This is a genomic window from Paraburkholderia acidipaludis NBRC 101816 (assembly GCF_000684975.1).
GTDB classification, from domain to species: Bacteria; Pseudomonadota; Gammaproteobacteria; order Burkholderiales; family Burkholderiaceae; genus Paraburkholderia; species Paraburkholderia acidipaludis.
In genome coordinates this window covers 1-18,756 of record NZ_BAXZ01000035.1, presented here as the reverse complement: position 1 = coordinate 18,756, position 18,756 = coordinate 1, and the positions used below count along the sequence as shown (strand labels likewise).

The following is an 18,756-nucleotide window of genomic DNA, read 5'->3' as shown; positions in this document are numbered from 1 at the left end:
TACAACGCGGGTCAGAGAACCGCCATGAATCAGGCCACGAGAAACCTCTGCGCAAGACGGACCCAGCACGCCGCGCCGAGCGGCAGCACCTGGTCGTTGAAATCGTAACCGGGGTTGTGAACCATGCAGCCGCCTGACTCGCCTTCGCCGTTGCCGAGCAGCAGGTAGCAGCCCGGCACGGCGCCCAGCATCCACGCAAAGTCCTCGCTGCCGTTCAAGCCCTTCGGCGCCTGCGTGACCACGTTCTCCTCGCCCACGAGCTCCGTGCAGACCTGTTGCGCGAGCGCCGTTTCTTCAGAGGTATTGACCATCGGCGGCGTGAGCTGACGATAGTCGATGTGTGCCTCCACGCCATGCGCCTGCGCGGTCAACGCGACGATCTCGCGCACGCGCGCCTCCACGAGCGCGCGCGTCTCGGGCCGCGCCGCGCGCACGTTCAGGCCCAGCTGCACCGACTCCGGAATCACGTTATGCGTCGCGCCGCCGCGAACGTAGCCGATCGACACGACGGCCGTGTCGTCGGGCGGCACGTTGCGCGCGACCACGGTCTGCAGCGCCGTGATGAGCGCGCCCGCCGCCACGATGGGATCCTTCACGCGATGCGGCATCGCACCGTGGCCGCCCACGCCCTTGAGCGTGACATCGGCCACGTCCGACGAAAGGCTCACCGACCCGGCCAGCACGCGGAACGTCCCTGCCGGCACGCCCGGCATGTTGTGCAACGCGTAGACGGCGTCGCACGGAAAGCGCTCGAAGAGGCCGTCGTCGATCATCGCCTTCGCGCCGCAGAGATTTTCTTCGTCGGGCTGAAAAATGAGGTTCAGCGTGCCGTTGAAGTCGCGCCGGTCGGCCAGCGCCTTCGCCGCCGCGAGCAGGATCGCCGTGTGGCCGTCGTGCCCGCACGCGTGCATCTTGCCCGGCGCCTGGCTGGCATAGGGCAGCCCCGTGTTCTCGACGATCGGCAATGCGTCCATGTCGGCGCGTATCCCCAGGCGACGCTTGCCGTCGCCCACCTTGAGCTGGCCGACCACGCCGCTGCGACCGACGCCCGTATGCACCTCGTAGCCCCACTTCTCGAGCAGCATCGCGACGAGCTTCGCGGTGGCGCCCACCTCGAAGCCAAGCTCCGGCTGGGCGTGGATCTGCCGGCGTATGCCGACGAAGGTCTCGGCGTCGATTTCGATTTGGGGCAACAGCGTGGGCAACTGTTTGAACGGCATCAAAGCGGGTTCGCGCTTCATGGCAAAGGTGTCCTCCATGATCGAAGAGTTGGGGAAGGTCAGGCGACGCGGTGTTCGCGTATGCTCCAGACCGCGAGCAGGGTCACGCAGCTGCACGCGACGAGATAGAGCGCGGGCGTGAGCGGATTGCCCGTTTTCGCGAGCAGCCACGTCACGAGGAATTGCGAGCTGCCGCCGAACACGGTCACGCCCACGCTGTAGATCACCGAAAGCCCGCTGGCACGCACGCTCTTCGGCAGCATTTCCATGATGATGAGCAGCATGGGCGTCGAGCCGAGGTTGGTGGCGGCCGTCATGATCACCGCCAGCAGCAGCACGAGCGGCACGCTCGGAAAGCGCGTCATCAGCCAGAACGCGGGGACCACGAAGACGATGTTGAAGAAGATCGCCGCCATCACGATGGGCTTGCGGCGCGCGAAACGGTCCGCAAGCCGCCCCGAGACGAGCGACGCCGCGAGCATCGTGAGCCCCGTCGCGCAGCCCGCGAGCAGCGAAAGCGACGGCGGCATCTTCAGCACGCGGATCATGTAGGTGGGCATGAAGAACACCACGAGATACATGCCCACCGTGCCCGCCGTCACCGAGAGAATGCCTTGCAGCAGCTTCGTTCCATGCTCGCGCATCAGCGTGCCGAGCGGGCCTGGCACATCGGGTGCGGCCTCGTGCGTTTCGTCGAGTTTCGAGCGGATGTAGAGGCCCACGGGCGCGATCGCGAGTCCGGCGAGGAACGGCAGGCGCCAGCCCCAGCTTTCGAGCGCGGCGGGCGTGAGAAAGGCATACAGGAGCGCGCCCGTGAATGCGCCGAGCAGCGCGGAAATGCCCTGGCTGCCCAGTTGCCAGCTCACGCGAAAGCCGCGCCGGCCCACGCTGCCCGACTCCATCAGCATGGCCGTGGCCGCCCCCACCTCGCCGCCCAGCGAGAAGCCCTGCAACAGCCGCCCCGCGAGGATCACGAGCGAGCCGAGCACGCCCGCCTGCGCATAAGTTGGCGCGAAGGCGATGCAGAGCGTGCCGCCCACCATCAGCGCGATGGTCAGCGTCATGGCGGCCTTGCGGCCGCGCAGGTCCGCATAGCTGCCGATCACGAAAGCGCCGAGCGGGCGCATGACGAAACCGATGCCGAACGTCGCCACGGCGAGCAGCAGCGAACCGTAGGGACTGTCCGAGGGAAAGAAGAGCCGGCCGATCAGGATGGCGAAGAAGCTGTAGACCGTGAAGTCGTACATTTCGAGTGCGTTGCCGATCGAGCAGGCCGCGATGAGCCGGAACTGACTCGCGCGCGAGGCGGCGGGCGCGGCTAAGCCGGAAAGGCCCGGGGAGTCGGCTTCGTCGGCGGCCGTGAGCGTGGCGTCATTCATGGTGGATCTCCGCGGGACGGTGTGAACGAAGCGGGCCGGACTGCGCCGGCGCCTTCGCTTCGTAGAAAGACTGCTTTTGGGCAGCACATCGCCGGCACAGAGGAACGCCGACCAGATCGAGTTTCAACCCAGCTTCACTTTTGAAAGAAGTGACAAATTTTCATCTTGATAACTGGATGGAATCGCCCCAACCGCACATGACAATATTTGACTTTCTTTTGCACAAGGTATTGATACGATCACTTGACAACATGAATCGCCAGTTCATTTCCGGAATCAATAGAAAAATCAATACTCTCCGGCAAATCCGCTGAGGATCCGGCACGACGAAAACCAGGCATGACACCGGGGCGCGCGCCGTATTCATCAGAAAATACCGTCCGAAACCTGCCGGGAGGGCGAATGATGCGAAGCCAGAAAGAAGATTTCCGGTTTCTGGCGGAAAACAGCGCCGACGTGGTTTGCCGCGTAGGATTCGACCTCGTGATGCACTACGCATCGCCGTCGTGCGAGCGGGTTCTCGGCTGGAAACCTGAGGAGATGGTCGGAAAAGGCCCGAACGCCTTTGTCTTTCACGAAGATTTGCCCACGGTTGCCGCCGCCCACGAGCGGCTCATGCGCGAGGGCGTCGATCCCGTGCCGACGAAAGTTCGCATGCGCAGAAAGGACGGAAGCTACGCGTGGATGGAAATCAACGCGCGCAAGGCGCAGAGCGAGGGCGGCGCATCGGGCATCGTCCTCGTCATGCGCGACATATCCCGGCGCAAGCCGGATGAGGCCGAACACGAGGGCGGCCTGCCGATCTCCAGCAAGCACTCTGCTGCGCGCCTCGCCCCCGTTCGCGAACGTGAACTCGCGCGACACGATGACGATGCGCCCTTTCGCAAAGCATTCCTGATGACCCCGACGCCCATGGTCATCGCTGCGTTCGCCGACTTCACGATCATCGACGTCAACGACGCATTCGTCGCCGCGACGGGTTACGCCTATGACGAACTCCGAGGGCGCGGGGCGTCGGAAGTCCGGTTGCTCGACGAGCGCACCTGCCGCCACATCGCGATGACGCTTCGCAAATCCCGTAGTCTCAGGACAATGGAGATCCGGCTCCGCACTCGCGAAGGCGCTCACAGGGAGTGTCTCCTGTCGGTCGAGACCGCGACCGTCGACGCCCGGCAATGCGTTCTCGCCGTGTTTCAGGACGTGTCGGAGCGCAAGCGTTCCGAAGCCGAGCTCATGGAGGCAATCGAGAGCGTCATGAAGGACACGAACTGGTTCAGCCAGGCGGTCATCGAGAAGCTGGCCCGACTGCGGCAACCGCGCCGCGTGAGCGGTCCGGACGCGGAACTGTCCGATCTTACGTCGCGCGAGCTCGAGGTGCTGGGCCTGATGTGCGAGGGGCAAACCGACGAGGAAATTTCCGGCGCGCTCGGGCTGTCACGCAATACCGTCCGCAATCACGTATCGCGGATATACACGAAGATCGGCATCCACCGGCGAGCCGGCGCGATAGTCTGGGCGCGAACCCGCGGTGTATTGGAGTACGAATTACCTAAGGAGCGCGCACGCCGCCGTCGATGACCGCGGCGTGCGCATCGCGGGTAGAGCGGGCCGCGCCTACCGAAACAGCGCCGCCTTGACCCTGCCATGTCCCGCATTCGTGCCGATCTCCAGGGTTCCTCTCGACGCCGTACACAGATGATGCACGAGCCGAAGGCCGAAACCGGCATCGTGCGCGGGATCGAAACCCGCGGGAAATCCGCTTCCTTCGTCTTCCACGACGACTTCCACCTGCCCTGTGCGCCACGCCAATGTCACGTCGACGTCGCCGGAGCTGTATTTGACCGCGTTAGTCACCAGTTCGGCCACGATGGAGCCGAGCGACATGAGCGTTTCGCGGTCGAGCATGAACGCTTCGCCGGCGGCGAGACGCAACGTTCTCGTGCTGCCGGGGTCCAGCAACGCGCCGCGCAGATCGCGCAGCAGGCTGGCCAGGTAATCCCTCGCGGGCTCGCCGCCGCGCAGGCCGCTGCCATAAAGATGCTCGTGAATCCGGGCGACGCTGCCGATGCGGCGGGCGGCGGCATCGAGCGCGTACCGCGTTTCGGCATTGCCGGACTGGCGTGACTGGAGCTGCAACGCGCAGGCGATCAGATGCAGGCTGTTGCGCATGCGATGGTGCAATTCCCGTATCTGAAGCGCCTGCACCGACGGTATCTCCCGTTGCGCGGCGTCCCCGGAATCCGGATTCTGAGCAGAAAATGGTTTCATGGCGAAAGGAAAGAAGGAGGCCCGCTGCCGAGCGGGCGATCAGCGTGACACAGCGCCATTCGGCGGCTTCGCCACCGGATGCGGCCACTGTATCGCCGCCCTCCTGCACTGAACAGATGCCGGCGTACCGGTCCACCTGGTTCAGCCATACCGATCTGCGCCGCCGGATTCTCCACGACGCGAGCGTCGGGCAACGACCCGGACCCGCGCCCTGACCTTCCGCCCGCTCCGTGACAACGATACCGGGTTGCCCGGTACGTCCGGCTCTGTTGCAAAGCGTGCCGCTTCGCTACATTGATTCCGTCACCGCCGTTTCGGCAAGGGACATTCCCCTCATCGACTGGAGAGCAATCATGGACAACGACCGGATCAAGGGCGCAGCGAAGGAGATCAAAGGCTCGATCAAGGAAGCGACCGGCAAGATCACGGGTAATCGGGAAACCGAACTGGAAGGCAAGGTCGAGAAAGCGACGGGCACGGTCCAGCGCAACATCGGCGAGGCCAAGGACAAGGTTCGCGACAAGCTTGAGAAGGAAGACTAACGTTATCGTGCCCGGCGCCGCGGCATCGAAGCATCGTCGCCAGCAGGGCCCTCTGCTTACCCCTTCGAGCGGCCGCGTTGAACATGACGCGGCCGCGGCGATGTTCCGGCGTGGCGATCGCGGTCGATTCCGCGGTCGCGCGCCCAGATGATGGCCGCCGAGCGGCGGTTGACGCCGATCTTGCTGTAAATGGCGGCGACGTAGTTGCGCACCGTGTTACGCGACAAATGCAGCGCTTCCGCGATTTTCGAATCGTCGCTGCCCTCGCACATCAGAACGAGGACCTCGCGCTCGCGCGGGCTCAGGTCGGCGAGCGCCGCGCCCGCCTGGCCCGCGCGCGCGGGATGGCGGATCTCCGCCAGCTTTTCGATCACGGTCCGGCTGAACCACGACGTATCCTGCATCACCGTCTCGATCGCCGCGATCAATTCCCCTTCCGAACGTTTGCGCTCCGTAATATCCTGGAACACGCACAACACGCAGCGCCGCTCATGGATCGTTACCGTCTCGGCGGAAACAAGACAGTCGAGCGTATCTCCGCTCTTCGTGCACAGTTTCATCTCGACATTGCGCACGCTGCCGGCCGACTCGACGTCTTGCCGGAACCGCTCGAAAACCGCGCCGTCCGCCCACAATCCCAGCGACGCGGGATTCCGCGCGATCACTTCTTCCGCCTGGTAGCCCGTCACCGCAACGAAGGCGTCGTTGACGTCGAGAAACAGCATGTCGTCCAGCGAGCCGACGGTCATCGGCACGGGCGCGAGACGAAAAGCCTTCGAAAAGCGCTCTTCCGTCTGCCGCAGCGCCGCTTCGACTTTGCGCCTCGGCTCGAGATCCATGAAGGTGAAGAGCATGCAGTTCTCGTCGCCCACCTCGATCGGCTGGCCCGCCACGATCACGAACTTGCTGCCGCCCTCCGCGATGCGCAGCACGCTTTCCATCTGCGGGATCGTGCGGCCTTCGTTCAGGCAGCCGATGGCCTGGTCTCGCCTGTCCGAACCGCCGAGCACATCGAACTCGTAGGCCGAGCCCCCGACCACTTCGTCGCGCGCATAGCCGGTCATCTCGAGGAAGCCCTGATTGACCTTCACGTAACGGAGGTCGGACAACCGGCAGATCACGGCAGGCGCGGGATTGGCGTTGAAGGTTCGTTCAAAGCGCTCTTCGGCCGTGAACCGCTCCGTCACGTCCTGGATCACGAGCACCAGCGACTGCGGTTCGTCGGCGGCGTCGGTCAGCACGAGGCTGCGGATCTGATGGACATGGCGAAACGCGTCGTCTCCGGGTTTCGTCACCTCGACAATCACGTCATGGAACACTTCGCCCGCGAGCACGCGCGCAAGCGGATATTGCTCGGGCAGCAACGCGTGGTTATTGCGGTATTTCAGCGAAAAGCGTTTCTGGAAGCCGGCGGCATCGTCGCCGAAATCCGCGAGCGTATCGACGCCGTGAATCGACAAAGCCGTTTCGTTAGCCCAGACGATCGAGCCGTCGGGGTCGGCCAGCACGATGCCCTCGGTGAGTCCGGCCACGATCTGCTGCAACTGCCGCCGGTCGACCTGCGGCCTGCTGGAAGCGGAATCCATTCGCGTATCCCTGCTGTTTTGCAGGCCGCCCCGGCAGCAATGCGATCCTGGGTGACGGCACCTGCATCAATCTCTGCTTTCCTGCGTGAGCAGGGCCGCTGCACGACGCTGCGCCGGCTATCATGCAGGCAAAGCCCCGCAAAGAACAGAGCGAATTGCACGGTCTCGCCTGGTAGTTTTGTCATGGGGAAAACGACAGCTTGCGCCCTTGTGGGAACGGAAACCCGCTTTTTTCACCGGTCGTTCGGTACGAACGGGGCTTTCATCCTCGGGGCAGCGTCAGCGCAGTGACCGGTTCCTGCGAGCCCTGCGCCACGCGGCTGCGCGATGGCGGCATCGCCAGGCCGTCGCGAGAATCGCCGCGGAACTGCTCGATGGCGAAGTCGATAAAGCTGCGCACCTTCATGGTCAGATACCGGCGCCCCGGATAGACGATCGAGATGTTGCGCATGCCGCCATCCACGTCGTAGCGGCCGAGCACAGCCTGCAGGCTGCCGCGCGCGATGTCGTCGGCAACGAGCGGCTGCGGCAGTAACGCAATACCCAGCCCCGCGAGCGCCGCGGCGTGCACGGTGGCGTGGCTGCTTGCCGTGAGCGGACCGTGGACGCTGATGCGCTGCGAGTGTCGCGCGTCGCTGAACTCCCACGTGCGCGGGCTATTGGCGACCGACAGCAGTTCGTGCGCCGCCAGATCGGCCGGCGCACGCGGCACGCCGCGCCGCCCGAGATAGGCCGGCGCCGCCACCACGATCTCTTTCACCGGTGTGAGCTTGCGGCAGACCAGCGTTGCGTTGACCTGTTGCCGGTCCGTTGCGAAGCACACGTCGAATCCCCCTTCTATCAGGTCGATCTGCGTGTCGTAGACCGTCACGTCGAAACTCACTCGCGGATTCTCCTCGCGGTAGGCGCCGAGGAGCGGCGTGAGCCCGCCGTTCGCGAACAGCGAGGGCGCGGCAATGCGCAACAGTCCACCCGGATCGCGCGTGGCGCGCACGAGATCCGACTCCACTTCTTCGAGCTTCTCGATTACCACGCGGCAGCCATCCAGATAGAGGCGTCCCGCATCGGTCAAGGAGAGCTTGCGCGTCGAGCGGTTCAGAAGCCGCATGTTCAGGCGCGCCTCGAGCATGCCGACGCTGCGCGTGACCGCCGCGCAAGACATGCCAAGCTGCTGGCTCGCGAGCGTGAAACTGCCCACGTCGACGACGCGCGTGAACACGCGCATGGCTCGTAGCTGGTCCATGGTAGGTGGCCGTGGCGAAAGAAAGGGCGTTGCCTGCGCAACGCGGGGCGAATACGGAGGCTGGCAGCGATTATCGCCTTCGATCACGGCCCGGTGCTTTAAGCTGGCGGCCTCGCGAGATTAAGGAAAATTTAGAGTCGCCGATCCGCCGGTGTGCGCCACAGCGCATGCCGATCATCGCGGTGCTACGCTTGTTCCGCTGCAACGACGGCGTAATAGGTTTTCGGTATTCCGTCATTGGAGAAAATCAATTTTCCCCAATGACCGCGTTCCCATACCATGGGCTGCCTGTTCTCCCCGCCCGCAGGTTTGATGCACTGCGGGTGTATCGATGTAACCAACCACGATCCTGCGAGAGAGTCATGTCATCCGAACCCAAGTGCCCGTTCTCCGGCCAAACTACGCCCGCCACCCATACCAGCGGCGGCGGCACGACCAATCGGGACTGGTGGCCCAACCAGTTGCGTGTCGATCTCCTGAGCCAGCACTCCGAAAAGTCGGACCCGCTCGGCAACAAGTTCAACTATCGCGAAGCTTTCAGCAAGCTTGACTACGAGGCGCTCAAGGCCGATCTGCGCAAGCTGATGACCGACTCCCAGGACTGGTGGCCGGCCGACTTCGGCCACTATGGCCCTCAGTTCATCCGCATGGCCTGGCATGCCGCCGGCACCTACCGCACCGGTGACGGCCGCGGCGGCGCGGGCCGCGGACAGCAGCGCTTCGCCCCGCTGAACTCGTGGCCCGACAACGTCAACATCGACAAATCGCGCCGCCTGCTGTGGCCGATCAAGCAGAAATACGGCCAGCAGATTTCCTGGGCCGATCTGATGATCCTGACCGGCAATGTTGCGCTCGAAACCATGGGTTTTCGCACGTTCGGCTTCGCCGGCGGCCGCGAAGACAGCTGGGAGCCGGACAACGACGTCTACTGGGGCGCCGAAAAGGAATGGCTTGCCGCCAGCACCCAGCCCAACAGCCGCTACTCCGGCGACCGCGATCTCGAGAATCCGCTGGGCGCCGTGCAGATGGGCCTCATCTACGTGAACCCGGAAGGCCCGGACGGCAACGGCGACCCGCTTTCCGCCGCGCGCGACATTCGCGAGACCTTCGCCCGCATGGCGATGGACGATGAAGAAACGGTCGCGCTGATTGCCGGCGGCCATACCTTCGGCAAGACGCACGGCGCCGGCGCGGCGAGCCACGTGGGCGCCCCCGTCGAAGCCGCCCCGCTCGAAGCGCAGGGTCTCGGCTGGTTCAGCAGCTACAAGTCCGGCAAGGGTGTCGACGCCATCGGCAGCGGCCTTGAAGTCACCTGGACCCAGACGCCCGCACAGTGGAGCAACTACTTCTTCGAGAATCTGTTCAATTACGAATGGGTCCAGGAGAAGAGCCCGGCCGGCGCGATCCAGTGGGTCGCCAAGGACGCCGAAGCCGTGATTCCCGGGCCGAGCCCCGATGCGCCCAGGCGCAAGCCCACCATGCTGACGACCGACTTGTCGCTGCGCGTCGATCCGGCCTACGAAAAGATTTCGCGCCGTTTTCTCGAGCAGCCGCAGGCATTCGCCGAAGCCTTCGCGCGCGCCTGGTTCAAGCTGACCCACCGCGACATGGGACCGAAGGCTCGCTACCTCGGCCCGGAAGTGCCGGCAGAAAACCTGATCTGGCAAGATCCGCTGCCCAAGGCGACGCACGCGCCCAGCGCGTCGGATATTGCCGCGCTCAAGGACGCGATCGGCGCTTCCGGCCTCTCGGCCTCCGAGCTGGTGGCCGTGGCCTGGGCCTCGGCCTCGACCTTCCGCGGCTCCGACAAGCGCGGCGGCGCCAACGGCGCCCGCATCCGCCTCGCCCCGCAGAACGACTGGGAAGTCAACAAGCCGGTCGCGGCTACGCTCGCCAGGCTGGAGGCCATCCAGAAGGCGTCCGGCAAGGCATCGCTCGCCGACGTGATCGTGCTGGCCGGCAGCGTGGGCATTGAAATGGCCGCGCAGGCCGCCGGTGTCGATGTGACCGTGCCGTTCGCGCCGGGCCGCGTGGACGCCGCGGCCGAGCAGACCGACGTGCCCTCGTTCGAAGCGCTCGAGCCCATTGCGGACGGTTTCCGCAACTATCTCAAGGGCAAGTACGCCGTGCCGGCCGAAGCCCTGCTGATCGACAAGGCCCAGTTGCTGACGCTGACCGCGCCCGAGCTCACGGCGCTGATCGGCGGCCTGCGCGCCATCAACATCAACGCGGACGGCAGCGCGCACGGCGTCTTCACCCGCACGCCGGGCGCGCTCACCAACGACTTCTTCGTGAACCTGCTCGACATGGGCACGGAGTGGAAGGCGGCCGGCGACATCTACGAAGGCTACGACCGCAAGACGGGTCAGCCGAAGTGGACCGGCACCCGCGTGGACCTGGTGTTCGGCTCGAACGCCATCCTGCGCGCACTCGCCGAGGTCTATGCGAGCGCCGACGGCAAGGCGAAGTTCGTCAACGACTTCGTGGCGGCCTGGGTCAAGGTGATGAACCTCGACCGCTTCGACTTGCGCTAAGCCACGCCAGCGGCGGGCGGCCGAAGGTCAAGGCTGCCCGCTGCGTCCGGTTTTACCCGTCTGCCATGATGCCCTGAAAGAAATCGTGTGGCAGTCCGAATCGAATGGCCGGCGACTCCGGCCTGGCCGGCAGCATCCCGCCCAACTCCTTGCGTACCATCACCGCGCGCGTGCCCTTTAACAGGGCTGTTTACGGCGCAACCACGTAGAATGCGGCGATTATCGGCTTGCAAATCGGCTTGCAAATCGGATTGCAAGCCGGCCCACCAGGGCAACTACGTACGCCCCGCCAAGGAACGGACGGATGAAACTGCACCAACTGCGTGTCCTGCTCGCGCTCGCGCAGCACGGCAGCATGCACGAGGCCTCGCGCAGCCTGCACATCTCGCAGCCCGCGCTCTCGAAGGCCGTGGCCGAGCTGGAGCGCGAGCTGGGTGTCACGCTGATGTCGCGCTCGGTGCGCGGCGTGAGCCTCACGAATTACGGACGCGTGCTGGCCAAGCGCGCGAACGTGGTCGAGCAGGAGTTGCGGCACGCGCTGGAAGATATCGAAGCCATGCGCGGCCACGCGGAGGCCCAGCTCAACATCGGCTTTTCGGCCGTGGCGTCGAGCGGCCCGCTGCCTGAAGCGATCGCGGAGTTTCGCCTGCGCTATCCCGCCGTCGCGCTGCGCGCCTATGAAATGCGGCCTCAGCAGATCCTGGAAGGCCTGCGCGAAGGCCATCTCGACCTCGCCCTGATCTCCACGAACAGCGGCCCCGGCACGAACGCGTTCCAGTGGGAGCCGCTCTTTTCGGTGGGCATGGTGATCGCCGCGCGCCCCGGCCATCCGCTTGGCCGCGTCACGCGCCTGCGCTCGCTGCTGGATGCCGACTGGCTCACGCTCGACCCGCTCGACGACCCCGGCAGCCCGCTCGCGAGCCTCATGCGGCTGCATCGCCTCGACATGCCGAAGCGCATCGTGCAAAGCGCATCGAATCTGCTCGGCCTGCAGCTGGCCACCTGCACCGATCTGATCAGCATGTGGTCGGATTTCGTGTTCCACGGCACGGTGGGCCCGCTCATGCTCAATCGCACCACGCTCAAGCCCATTCCGATCCGCGACGAGCTGCCCGATTTTCATGTGTACATGGTGTACCGCTCGACCGACCTGATGACCCAGGCCTGCGCCGAGTTCAGTAAGGAAGTGCGCCATCGCAGCCGCGCGATGGTGTCGCCGCGCGCCGACGTGGGCGCCGCAAGGCATTCGAAAAGTTGAGACACCGGCACATGAACGTCACGGCGTGACGTTAAAAATCACCTTGCGCCAAACGACGCCTCGCCATAGTCTGTTACAAAGAGTTCGACCTCGACGTCAACCCGCGCGGCCCTTCCCCACAGTCGCGCCCTGCACAGGAGACTTGCAATGCCATGCTCCCGCCGGCGCTTTATCGCCATCGCTGCGGCACTTGCTTCCACCCCGGTCTTCATCGAAGAAGCGCGCGCCGATGCCGCCCCGGTATCGGAAAGCGATCCCACTGCCCAGGCGCTCGGGTACAAATCCAATGCATCGCAGGTCGACAAGGCGAAGTACGCCAAGTACCAGGCCGGGCAATCCTGCTCGAACTGCCAGCTCTGGCAAGGCAAGGCCGGCGCGCCCAACGGCCCCTGCCCGATGTTCGGCGGCAAGCTCGTCAACAGCGGCGGGTGGTGCAGCGCCTACGTGAAGAAGGCCTGATACGCGAATGGTGGCGCAACGCCCATTGCTTCGCATTCCGATGCAATGGGCATGCCTCCCCTACGCCTCATCTTTTATTCGCTGGTTCTCCGTCGATTTGCAGCTCCTTATGCCCTGTCTGCGGGTCGATGACGCGCGAAAAACGATGCTCGGGCAGCAGCACGAGCAATAGCTCGGCCGTGGTCCGCACGCGGCAGCCGGGCGCCACGTGTCCGCCCAGCACCTGGCCTTGCGCATCGGCAACCGACATGTGCAGGTGCGCGCCGTCGGGCGACACCGAGCCCGCAACGGTCAGGATTTCCAGATCGCCGCGCAGCTCGCATGCAGACTCGGCGCCGGCATAGCGGAGCTGCGCGACGCTGAGGCTCCCGATGCCTTGCACCACGAAGGCGGCGCTTACGCCGCGCTCGCGCAGGGCGGCTTCGACGGCCGCGCGCAGGTCGTCTCCGGGGGCCAGTCTCAGGGGGCAGGCTTGCATGGCAGCTCACCGTATACGCAATCAGACCAGCGGATTGATGTACGCCGTCTTGACGATCGTGTAGAACTCGCGCGCGTAACTGCCCTGCTCGCGCGGACCATAGCTCGAACCCTTGCGGCCGCCGAACGGCACGTGATAGTCCACGCCCGCTGTCGCCGTGTTCACCATCACCATGCCTGCCTGCGCGTGCCGGCGAAAATGCGCCGCGTATTTCAGCGAAGTCGTGCAGATGCCCGCCGAAAGACCGAACTCCGTATCGTTCGCCGCCGCGAGCGCCTCGTCGTAATCCTTCACCTTGATCACCGAAGCCACCGGGCCGAATACTTCCTCCCGGTTGATGCGCATTGCCGGCGTGGTTCCGGTGACGAGCGCCGGCGCGAGGAAATAGCCCGGCGTCGCGCCTTTCACGCGTTCGCCGCCGAACACTTCGCCGCCCTCTTCGCGCGCGATGTCGAGGTAGCGCTCATCCTGCGCGAGCTGCCGGTCGTCGACCACCGGGCCGATCTGCGTGACCGCATCTTGCGCGTCGCCCACCACGAGCTGACGCATGCGCGTCCGCATCGCCGCGATGAAGCGGTCGTAAATGCCTTCGGTCACGATCAGGCGGCTCGACGCCGTGCAACGCTGCCCGGTCGAATAGAACGCGCCGTTGATGCACGCCTCCACCGCAACGTCGAGATTCGCGTCGTCGAGCACCACCATCGGGTTCTTGCCGCCCATCTCGAGCTGAAACTTCTTGCCGAGCTGCACGCACTTCGCGCCTATCGCCCGGCCCGTTGCCACCGACCCCGTGAAGCTGATCGCGTCCACCTCGCGCGATTCGACGAGCGCCTCGCCCACCACGGAACCGCGCCCCATCACGAGATTGATGACACCGGCCGGCGCCCCCGCCTCCGCGATGATGCGCACGAGCTCCCAGCACGAAGCGGGCACGAGGTCGGCGGGCTTGATGACGACGCAATTGCCGTAGGCGAGCGCCGGCGCGATCTTCCATGCGGGAATCGCGATCGGGAAATTCCACGGCGTAATGAGCCCGATCACGCCCAGCGGTTCGCGCGTGACCTCCACGGTCATGCCGGGCCGCACCGAGGGCAAAATCTCGCCGTTCAGGCGCAGCGCCTCGCCCGCAAAGAACTTGAAGATCTGCCCCGCGCGCCCCGCTTCGCCGATGCCTTCGGCGAGCGTCTTGCCCTCTTCGCGCGCGAGCAGACGGCCGAGCTCGGCCTTGCGTTCGAGTATCAGCGTACCCGCGCGGTCGAGCACGTCGAAGCGCTGCTGCGGCGTCGAGTTGGACCACTGCGGGAACGCGGCGCGGGCCGCGCCGATCGCGTGATGGACCTGGGCCGCATCGGCCTGGGCAAACTCGCCGATCACGTCGTCCAGATTCGACGGATTGACGTTGCGCGACACCTGCGTGCTTTCCACCCAGTTGCCCGCAATGAAATTAGCGAACTGGCTCATTGCCTGCCTCCTGAATCCTGAAGTCTGTTCAAGCAAGGTGCGCGCTCAGTGCGCACCGATCAGCCCGCGCGCCGCGAGGTTCCGGTAGAGCGCGCGCACGCCGAAGGTCCACGGCGCCACCTCCGTGCATTGCTTCACGGTGTTCACGAGCGCACCCAGTTCCGGCGCCGAAATCGTCACCACGTCGCCCAGATGATGCGTGAAGCCCGCACCGGGCGCATCGCGATCGAGGATCGGCGAGAACATCGTGCCGAGGAACAGCATGAAGCCGTCCGGGTACTGGTGATGCGCGCCGCAGGTCTGCGCGACGAGATCGGCCGGATCGCGGCTGATCTCGCGCATGTGGCTCACACCGTCGAGCACGAAGCCGTCGTCGGCGCCTTCCACGCGCAGCGAGACGCTGACCGCGCGCACCGAGTCGAGCGTGAAGCGTCCGTCGAAGAGCCGCACGAACGGGCCGATCGCGCACGAGGCGTTGTTGTCCTTGCACTTGCCGAGCAGCAGCGCCGAACGCCCTTCGATATCGCGCAGATTCACGTCGTTGCCGAGCGTCGCGCCGACGATCCTGCCGCTCGCGTTCACGGCGAGCACGATTTCGGGCTCGGGGTTGTTCCAGACCGATGCGGGCAGGAGCCCGATCTCCGCGCCGAAGCCCACGGCCGACATGGGCTGCGACTTCGAGAAGACCTCCGCATCGGGGCCGATGCCGACCTCCAGATACTGCGACCAGGCACCCCGCCGCTGCAGTTCCTCTTTCAGGCGCATGGCCGCGTCGGAGCCAGGCTTGATCTTCGAAAGATCGGCGCCGATCAGCTCGCTGATCGTTTCGCGCACCGCGCGCGCCTTCGCGGGGTCGCCGCCCGCCTGCTCTTCGATCACGCGCTCGACGAGGCTCACGGCGAACGTAACGCCGCACGCCTTGATCGCCTGCACGTCGCAAGGTGCGAGCAACGTGGGGCCGGTTGCGTCGCCGTTTGCCGTTACCGCGAGCAGCGCCTCGGCGCTGCCGAGCGATTCGCCCGGCGCGTGACGCGCGACGTCGAGCAGGTCGGGCCGGTCGAACAGATCCGCCGTGGTAGGCGCGACGGCAGTGATGTCGAACACTTCGCCGCGCCGCACGGCGACGACGCTCGGGCCGGCATGCGCGCCGTCACGGCGCCAGACGCGGCCCACCAGCACCGCGTCGTCGAGATCGACGGGCAAACGGGCGGAAGAAGAAAGTGTAGTCATGTCGGATTCCTAATGAGAATGGCGCGGCTCGCCGCGCTCGGCGATCACCTTCAGATAGAGCGTAGCCGGTTCGAGGCAGCCGCCGGTCGAAAGCTGCCCGACGAACTGCCGGTACAGCTCCTGCCACGGCGTTTGCGACGGGGGCACGCCGAACGTCGCGGCTTCGCGGCGGCGTTCCAGTTCGTCCTCCGGAATCAATACGTCGACCTTGCGCGCGTTCAGATCCACGCGGATGCGGTCGTTCGTGCGCAGCAGCGCGAGGCCGCCGCCCACCGCCGCCTCGGGCGACATGTTCAGGATCGAAGGGCTCGCGGACGTGCCGCTCTGGCGCCCGTCGCCCATGCACGGCAGCGAGTCGATGCCGCGTTTGACGAGTTCCGCGGGCGGCGCCATGTTCACCACTTCCGCGCTGCCCGGATAGCCCACCGTGCCGCAGCCGCGAATCACCAGTATGCAGTGCTCATCGATTTCGAGTGCGGGGTCGTTGATGCGCGCGCGGTAGTCCTCGGGGCCGTCGAACACGATCGCACGCGCTTCGAAGACGTTCTCCGCGCCGGGCTCGCTCAGGTAGGTACGCTGGAATGCCTCTCCCACTACCGACATCTTCATGATCGCGCTATCGAAGAAGTTGCCCGAGAGCACCATGAATCCGGCACCATGCTTGAGCGGTTCGTCGTGCGGGCGGATCACGTCGCGGTCGGCCTGCGGCGCCGCGCTCGCGATGTCCGCAATCGTGCGGCCCGACACGGTGGGACAGTCGCGATGCAGCAGCCCCGCTTCATCGAGCTGACGCAGGATCGCCGGCACGCCGCCCGCGCGATGGAAACTCTCGCCCAGATATTCGCCGGCCGGCATGCAGTTCGCGAGCAGCGGCACCTGCTCTCCCACGCGCTGCCAGTCCGCAAGGCTCAGATCGACGCCCATGTGACGCGCAATGGCGATCAGGTGCGGCGGGCAGTTCGTCGACGCGCCGAGCGCCGAAGCCACCACGATGGCGTTCTCGAACGCCGCGTGCGTCATGATCTGCGACGGGCGCACGTCTTCGCGCACGAGGTCCACGATGCGCTTGCCGGTCGTATAGGCCATTTGCCCGCGCTCGCGATAGGCCGCGGGAATGCTCGCGCATCCCGGCAGCGACATGCCGAGCGCCTCGGCAATGCAGTTCATCGAGAGCGCCGTGCCCATCGTGTTGCAGTGCCCGATCGAAGGCGACGACGCCGTGGTGAGCTGCATGAAACCCTCGTAATCGATCTCGCCGGCGGCCAGCAGATTGCGTGCGTGCCAGATCACCGTGCCGGAGCCCACGCGCTTGCCCGCGTGCCAGCCGTCGAGCATCGGGCCGCCCGAGAGCACGATCGCGGGCAGGTCGACGGTCGCCGCCGCCATCAGGCAAGCCGGCGTGGTCTTGTCGCAACCCGTGGTCAGCACCACGCCGTCGAGCGGAAAGCCGTGCAGGATTTCGACGAGCCCGAGATACGCGAGGTTACGGTCGAGCGCCGCGGTAGGCCGGCGGCTCTGCTCGGCCAGCGGATGCACGGGGAACTCCATCGGAATGCCGCCCGCATCGCGTATGCCCGCCTTCACGCGCTCCGCGAGCGCAATGTGGTGACGGTTGCACGGCGCAAGATCGCTGCCGGTCTGCGCGATGCCGATGATCGGGCGGCCCGACTGCAGCTCTTCGCGCGTGAGGCCATAGTTCATGAAACGCTCGACGTAGAGCGCCGTCATGTCGGCGTGGGACGGATCGTCGAACCATTCCTGGCTGCGCAGCCTGCGCGGGGGTTGTGTCATGTCTCCTTCTCCTGGGTCTCTTTCATCCTGCCTCGGCACGATTCGATACGATTCGTTACCGGTAACATTTTTCGATGTTAGCACGGCTTCACGTGCCGTACCAAACGTCGGGCTAAAACCGTGCCGCGCGCATCCTCATGCGTTTTTACGCGCTTTCGCGCGGCACCACGGCATACTCGATGCGGACCTTTTCGGGCACGCGCATGAACGACAGCGGCTCGCCGGCCGCCTCGCGCTCGCGCGCATCGAGCGCCGCGAGCAGCGATTCGCCGGTGCGCAGGCCGATACCGAGCGCATCGACGGAAACCGTCGTAATGGTCGGATGGCAGCAGGTGGCGACCTCGAAGTTGCCGAAGCCAGCAATCGCAATGTCGTCCGGCACCGCGAAACCGCGCCGCTGGCACTCCATGATCGCTCCGAAAGCCGACATGTCGCTTACGCACATCACGGCTTCGGTATCGGGCCACTGCGCGAGCAGCTCGGCGATGGCGGGACCGCCGTGGCTCATCGTGACCGGCGCCTCGCCCAGCCTCACGACACGCGGCGCCCCGAGACCCAGCGCCTTGACCTCCTGCTGATAGCCCTTGAGACGCTCGAAGCCGCGCCGGTCGAGCTCGCCCGCGCCCGCGACGAAGCCGATGCGCCGATAGCCCTTCTGCGCCAGGTAGCGCACCATCTCGCGCGCCGCCTTCACGTTCGAAAAGCCCACCACGCGGTCGACCGGATCGCTGGGCCAGTCCCACATCTCGACGACGGGCACGTCGGCGCGCTCCAGCAGCGCGCGCGTCGCTTCCGTGTGTTGCGCCCCCGTCAATGCGATCGCGCGAGGTTGGTAGCGCAGCAACTGGCGCACGAGACGTTCCTCGCGTTCGAGCGAGTAATCGGTGTCGCCGATCAGGAGTTGCAGGCCGTGCGGTTCGAGCGCGGTGGTGAGGCCCTGCACTGTATCCGAGAAGTTCGAGCTGGACAGCGACGGCACGAGCACCGCGACGAATTCCGAGCGACCCGAGGAAAGCGCGCCGGCCGCCGCGTCGGCCACGTAGCCGAGTTCCTCGATGGCGCGCTGGACGCGTTCGCGCGTTGCTGCCGATGCGCTCCGCCCGGCCAGCACGCGTGAAACGGTCATCTTCGAGACCCCTGCCATGCGGGCCACATCGGACATGCGGGGCGGGGTGGACTTGCTGGCGGCGGCGGGTTTGGCCATCGATCAGGGGGACGGAAGAATGGGGACAATCCGTATGATAGCTGTTAGGCTGTCGCTGCCGCGACTTTGCGGGGTGGTTGGTTTTTGTCGTGGTTCTTGCTGC

At 65.7% G+C, this 18,756-nt stretch carries 15 protein-coding genes; 5 read left to right on the top strand and 10 right to left on the bottom strand.

The window, feature by feature from the left end; all coding sequences use genetic code 11:
• Window positions 1-29: 29 nt before the first annotated feature.
• Both BAC01S_RS28105 and BAC01S_RS28100 read right to left on the bottom strand, forming a co-directional pair.
• Window positions 30-1,241 carry a M20 aminoacylase family protein gene (locus BAC01S_RS28105; RefSeq protein ID WP_027797742.1) on the bottom strand — a complete coding sequence of 404 codons (1,212 nt, stop codon included), beginning with the start codon at window positions 1,239-1,241 and terminating at the stop codon, window positions 30-32.
• Between the two features lie 38 nt (window positions 1,242-1,279).
• Entirely contained in the window at window positions 1,280-2,599 is a 1,320-nt protein-coding gene (locus BAC01S_RS28100) for an MFS transporter (protein WP_027797741.1), read from the bottom strand.
• 402 nt (window positions 2,600-3,001) lie between these two features.
• On the opposite strand from BAC01S_RS28100, the gene BAC01S_RS33440 reads away from it, so the two are divergent.
• Complete coding sequence (locus BAC01S_RS33440) at window positions 3,002-4,177, top strand: helix-turn-helix transcriptional regulator (RefSeq protein ID WP_052408861.1); 1,176 nt, start codon at window positions 3,002-3,004, stop codon at window positions 4,175-4,177.
• Window positions 4,178-4,213: 36 nt separating this feature from the next.
• On the opposite strand, the gene BAC01S_RS28090 is transcribed toward BAC01S_RS33440, so the two are convergent.
• Window positions 4,214-4,867 (bottom strand): sensor histidine kinase, encoded by a 654-nt coding sequence (locus BAC01S_RS28090; RefSeq protein WP_084168944.1) that lies wholly within the window; start codon window positions 4,865-4,867, stop codon window positions 4,214-4,216.
• Between the two features lie 353 nt (window positions 4,868-5,220).
• On the opposite strand from BAC01S_RS28090, the gene BAC01S_RS28085 reads away from it, so the two are divergent.
• Window positions 5,221-5,409: a CsbD family protein gene (locus BAC01S_RS28085; protein WP_027797739.1), complete on the top strand. Its 189-nt coding sequence runs from the start codon at window positions 5,221-5,223 to the stop codon at window positions 5,407-5,409.
• Between the two features lie 56 nt (window positions 5,410-5,465).
• On the opposite strand, the gene BAC01S_RS32945 is transcribed toward BAC01S_RS28085, so the two are convergent.
• Window positions 5,466-6,995, bottom strand: coding sequence for a helix-turn-helix transcriptional regulator (locus tag BAC01S_RS32945; RefSeq protein ID WP_084168942.1), 1,530 nt, complete (start codon window positions 6,993-6,995; stop codon window positions 5,466-5,468).
• Between the two features lie 262 nt (window positions 6,996-7,257).
• Window positions 7,258-8,238 (bottom strand): LysR family transcriptional regulator, encoded by a 981-nt coding sequence (locus BAC01S_RS32940; RefSeq protein ID WP_084168940.1) that lies wholly within the window; start codon window positions 8,236-8,238, stop codon window positions 7,258-7,260.
• A gap of 362 nt (window positions 8,239-8,600) precedes the next feature.
• Here BAC01S_RS32940 and katG point away from each other — a divergent pair, with 362 nt between their 5' ends.
• The 3 genes from katG to BAC01S_RS28055 all read left to right on the top strand — a co-directional run bounded on the left by katG (window position 8,601) and on the right by BAC01S_RS28055 (window position 12,489).
• On the top strand, window positions 8,601-10,772 hold the full coding sequence (gene katG, locus BAC01S_RS28070; RefSeq protein WP_027797738.1) for a catalase/peroxidase HPI: 2,172 nt from the start codon (window positions 8,601-8,603) through the stop codon (window positions 10,770-10,772).
• A 304-nt stretch (window positions 10,773-11,076) separates the two neighbouring features.
• On the top strand, window positions 11,077-12,030 hold the full coding sequence (locus tag BAC01S_RS28060) for a LysR family transcriptional regulator (protein ID WP_027797737.1): 954 nt from the start codon (window positions 11,077-11,079) through the stop codon (window positions 12,028-12,030).
• 147 nt (window positions 12,031-12,177) lie between these two features.
• Entirely contained in the window at window positions 12,178-12,489 is a 312-nt protein-coding gene (locus BAC01S_RS28055) for a high-potential iron-sulfur protein (RefSeq protein WP_027797736.1), read from the top strand.
• Window positions 12,490-12,556: 67 nt separating this feature from the next.
• On the opposite strand, the gene BAC01S_RS28050 is transcribed toward BAC01S_RS28055, so the two are convergent.
• The 5 genes from BAC01S_RS28050 to BAC01S_RS28030 all read right to left on the bottom strand — a co-directional run bounded on the left by BAC01S_RS28050 (window position 12,557) and on the right by BAC01S_RS28030 (window position 18,611).
• The gene (locus BAC01S_RS28050) at window positions 12,557-12,967 is read right to left on the bottom strand and encodes a PPC domain-containing DNA-binding protein (RefSeq protein ID WP_027797735.1); all 411 of its coding nucleotides are present in this window, start codon (window positions 12,965-12,967) and stop codon (window positions 12,557-12,559) included.
• A gap of 21 nt (window positions 12,968-12,988) precedes the next feature.
• Window positions 12,989-14,428, bottom strand: coding sequence for an aldehyde dehydrogenase family protein (locus tag BAC01S_RS28045; protein ID WP_027797734.1), 1,440 nt, complete (start codon window positions 14,426-14,428; stop codon window positions 12,989-12,991).
• A 45-nt stretch (window positions 14,429-14,473) separates the two neighbouring features.
• Window positions 14,474-15,658 carry a fumarylacetoacetate hydrolase family protein gene (locus BAC01S_RS28040; protein ID WP_027797733.1) on the bottom strand — a complete coding sequence of 395 codons (1,185 nt, stop codon included), beginning with the start codon at window positions 15,656-15,658 and terminating at the stop codon, window positions 14,474-14,476.
• 9 nt (window positions 15,659-15,667) lie between these two features.
• Window positions 15,668-17,449 (bottom strand): IlvD/Edd family dehydratase, encoded by a 1,782-nt coding sequence (locus BAC01S_RS28035; RefSeq protein ID WP_027797732.1) that lies wholly within the window; start codon window positions 17,447-17,449, stop codon window positions 15,668-15,670.
• A gap of 145 nt (window positions 17,450-17,594) precedes the next feature.
• Entirely contained in the window at window positions 17,595-18,611 is a 1,017-nt protein-coding gene (locus tag BAC01S_RS28030) for a LacI family DNA-binding transcriptional regulator (protein WP_027797731.1), read from the bottom strand.
• Between the last annotated feature and the right edge of the window lie 145 nt (window positions 18,612-18,756).

What these genes read in the sequence shown, in the direction of transcription:
- BAC01S_RS28105 (WP_027797742.1), bottom strand. Translation starts at nt 1,241, where the DNA reads ATGAAGCGCGAACCCGCTTTGATGCCGTTCAAACAGTTGCCCACGCTG.
- BAC01S_RS28100 (WP_027797741.1), bottom strand. Translation starts at nt 2,599, where the DNA reads ATGAATGACGCCACGCTCACGGCCGCCGACGAAGCCGACTCCCCGGGC.
- BAC01S_RS33440 (WP_052408861.1), top strand. Translation starts at nt 3,002, where the DNA reads ATGATGCGAAGCCAGAAAGAAGATTTCCGGTTTCTGGCGGAAAACAGC.
- BAC01S_RS28090 (WP_084168944.1), bottom strand. Translation starts at nt 4,867, where the DNA reads ATGAAACCATTTTCTGCTCAGAATCCGGATTCCGGGGACGCCGCGCAA.
- BAC01S_RS28085 (WP_027797739.1), top strand. Translation starts at nt 5,221, where the DNA reads ATGGACAACGACCGGATCAAGGGCGCAGCGAAGGAGATCAAAGGCTCG.
- BAC01S_RS32945 (WP_084168942.1), bottom strand. Translation starts at nt 6,995, where the DNA reads ATGGATTCCGCTTCCAGCAGGCCGCAGGTCGACCGGCGGCAGTTGCAG.
- BAC01S_RS32940 (WP_084168940.1), bottom strand. Translation starts at nt 8,238, where the DNA reads ATGGACCAGCTACGAGCCATGCGCGTGTTCACGCGCGTCGTCGACGTG.
- katG (WP_027797738.1), top strand. Translation starts at nt 8,601, where the DNA reads ATGTCATCCGAACCCAAGTGCCCGTTCTCCGGCCAAACTACGCCCGCC.
- BAC01S_RS28060 (WP_027797737.1), top strand. Translation starts at nt 11,077, where the DNA reads ATGAAACTGCACCAACTGCGTGTCCTGCTCGCGCTCGCGCAGCACGGC.
- BAC01S_RS28055 (WP_027797736.1), top strand. Translation starts at nt 12,178, where the DNA reads ATGCCATGCTCCCGCCGGCGCTTTATCGCCATCGCTGCGGCACTTGCT.
- BAC01S_RS28050 (WP_027797735.1), bottom strand. Translation starts at nt 12,967, where the DNA reads ATGCAAGCCTGCCCCCTGAGACTGGCCCCCGGAGACGACCTGCGCGCG.
- BAC01S_RS28045 (WP_027797734.1), bottom strand. Translation starts at nt 14,428, where the DNA reads ATGAGCCAGTTCGCTAATTTCATTGCGGGCAACTGGGTGGAAAGCACG.
- BAC01S_RS28040 (WP_027797733.1), bottom strand. Translation starts at nt 15,658, where the DNA reads ATGACTACACTTTCTTCTTCCGCCCGTTTGCCCGTCGATCTCGACGAC.
- BAC01S_RS28035 (WP_027797732.1), bottom strand. Translation starts at nt 17,449, where the DNA reads ATGACACAACCCCCGCGCAGGCTGCGCAGCCAGGAATGGTTCGACGAT.
- BAC01S_RS28030 (WP_027797731.1), bottom strand. Translation starts at nt 18,611, where the DNA reads ATGTCCGATGTGGCCCGCATGGCAGGGGTCTCGAAGATGACCGTTTCA.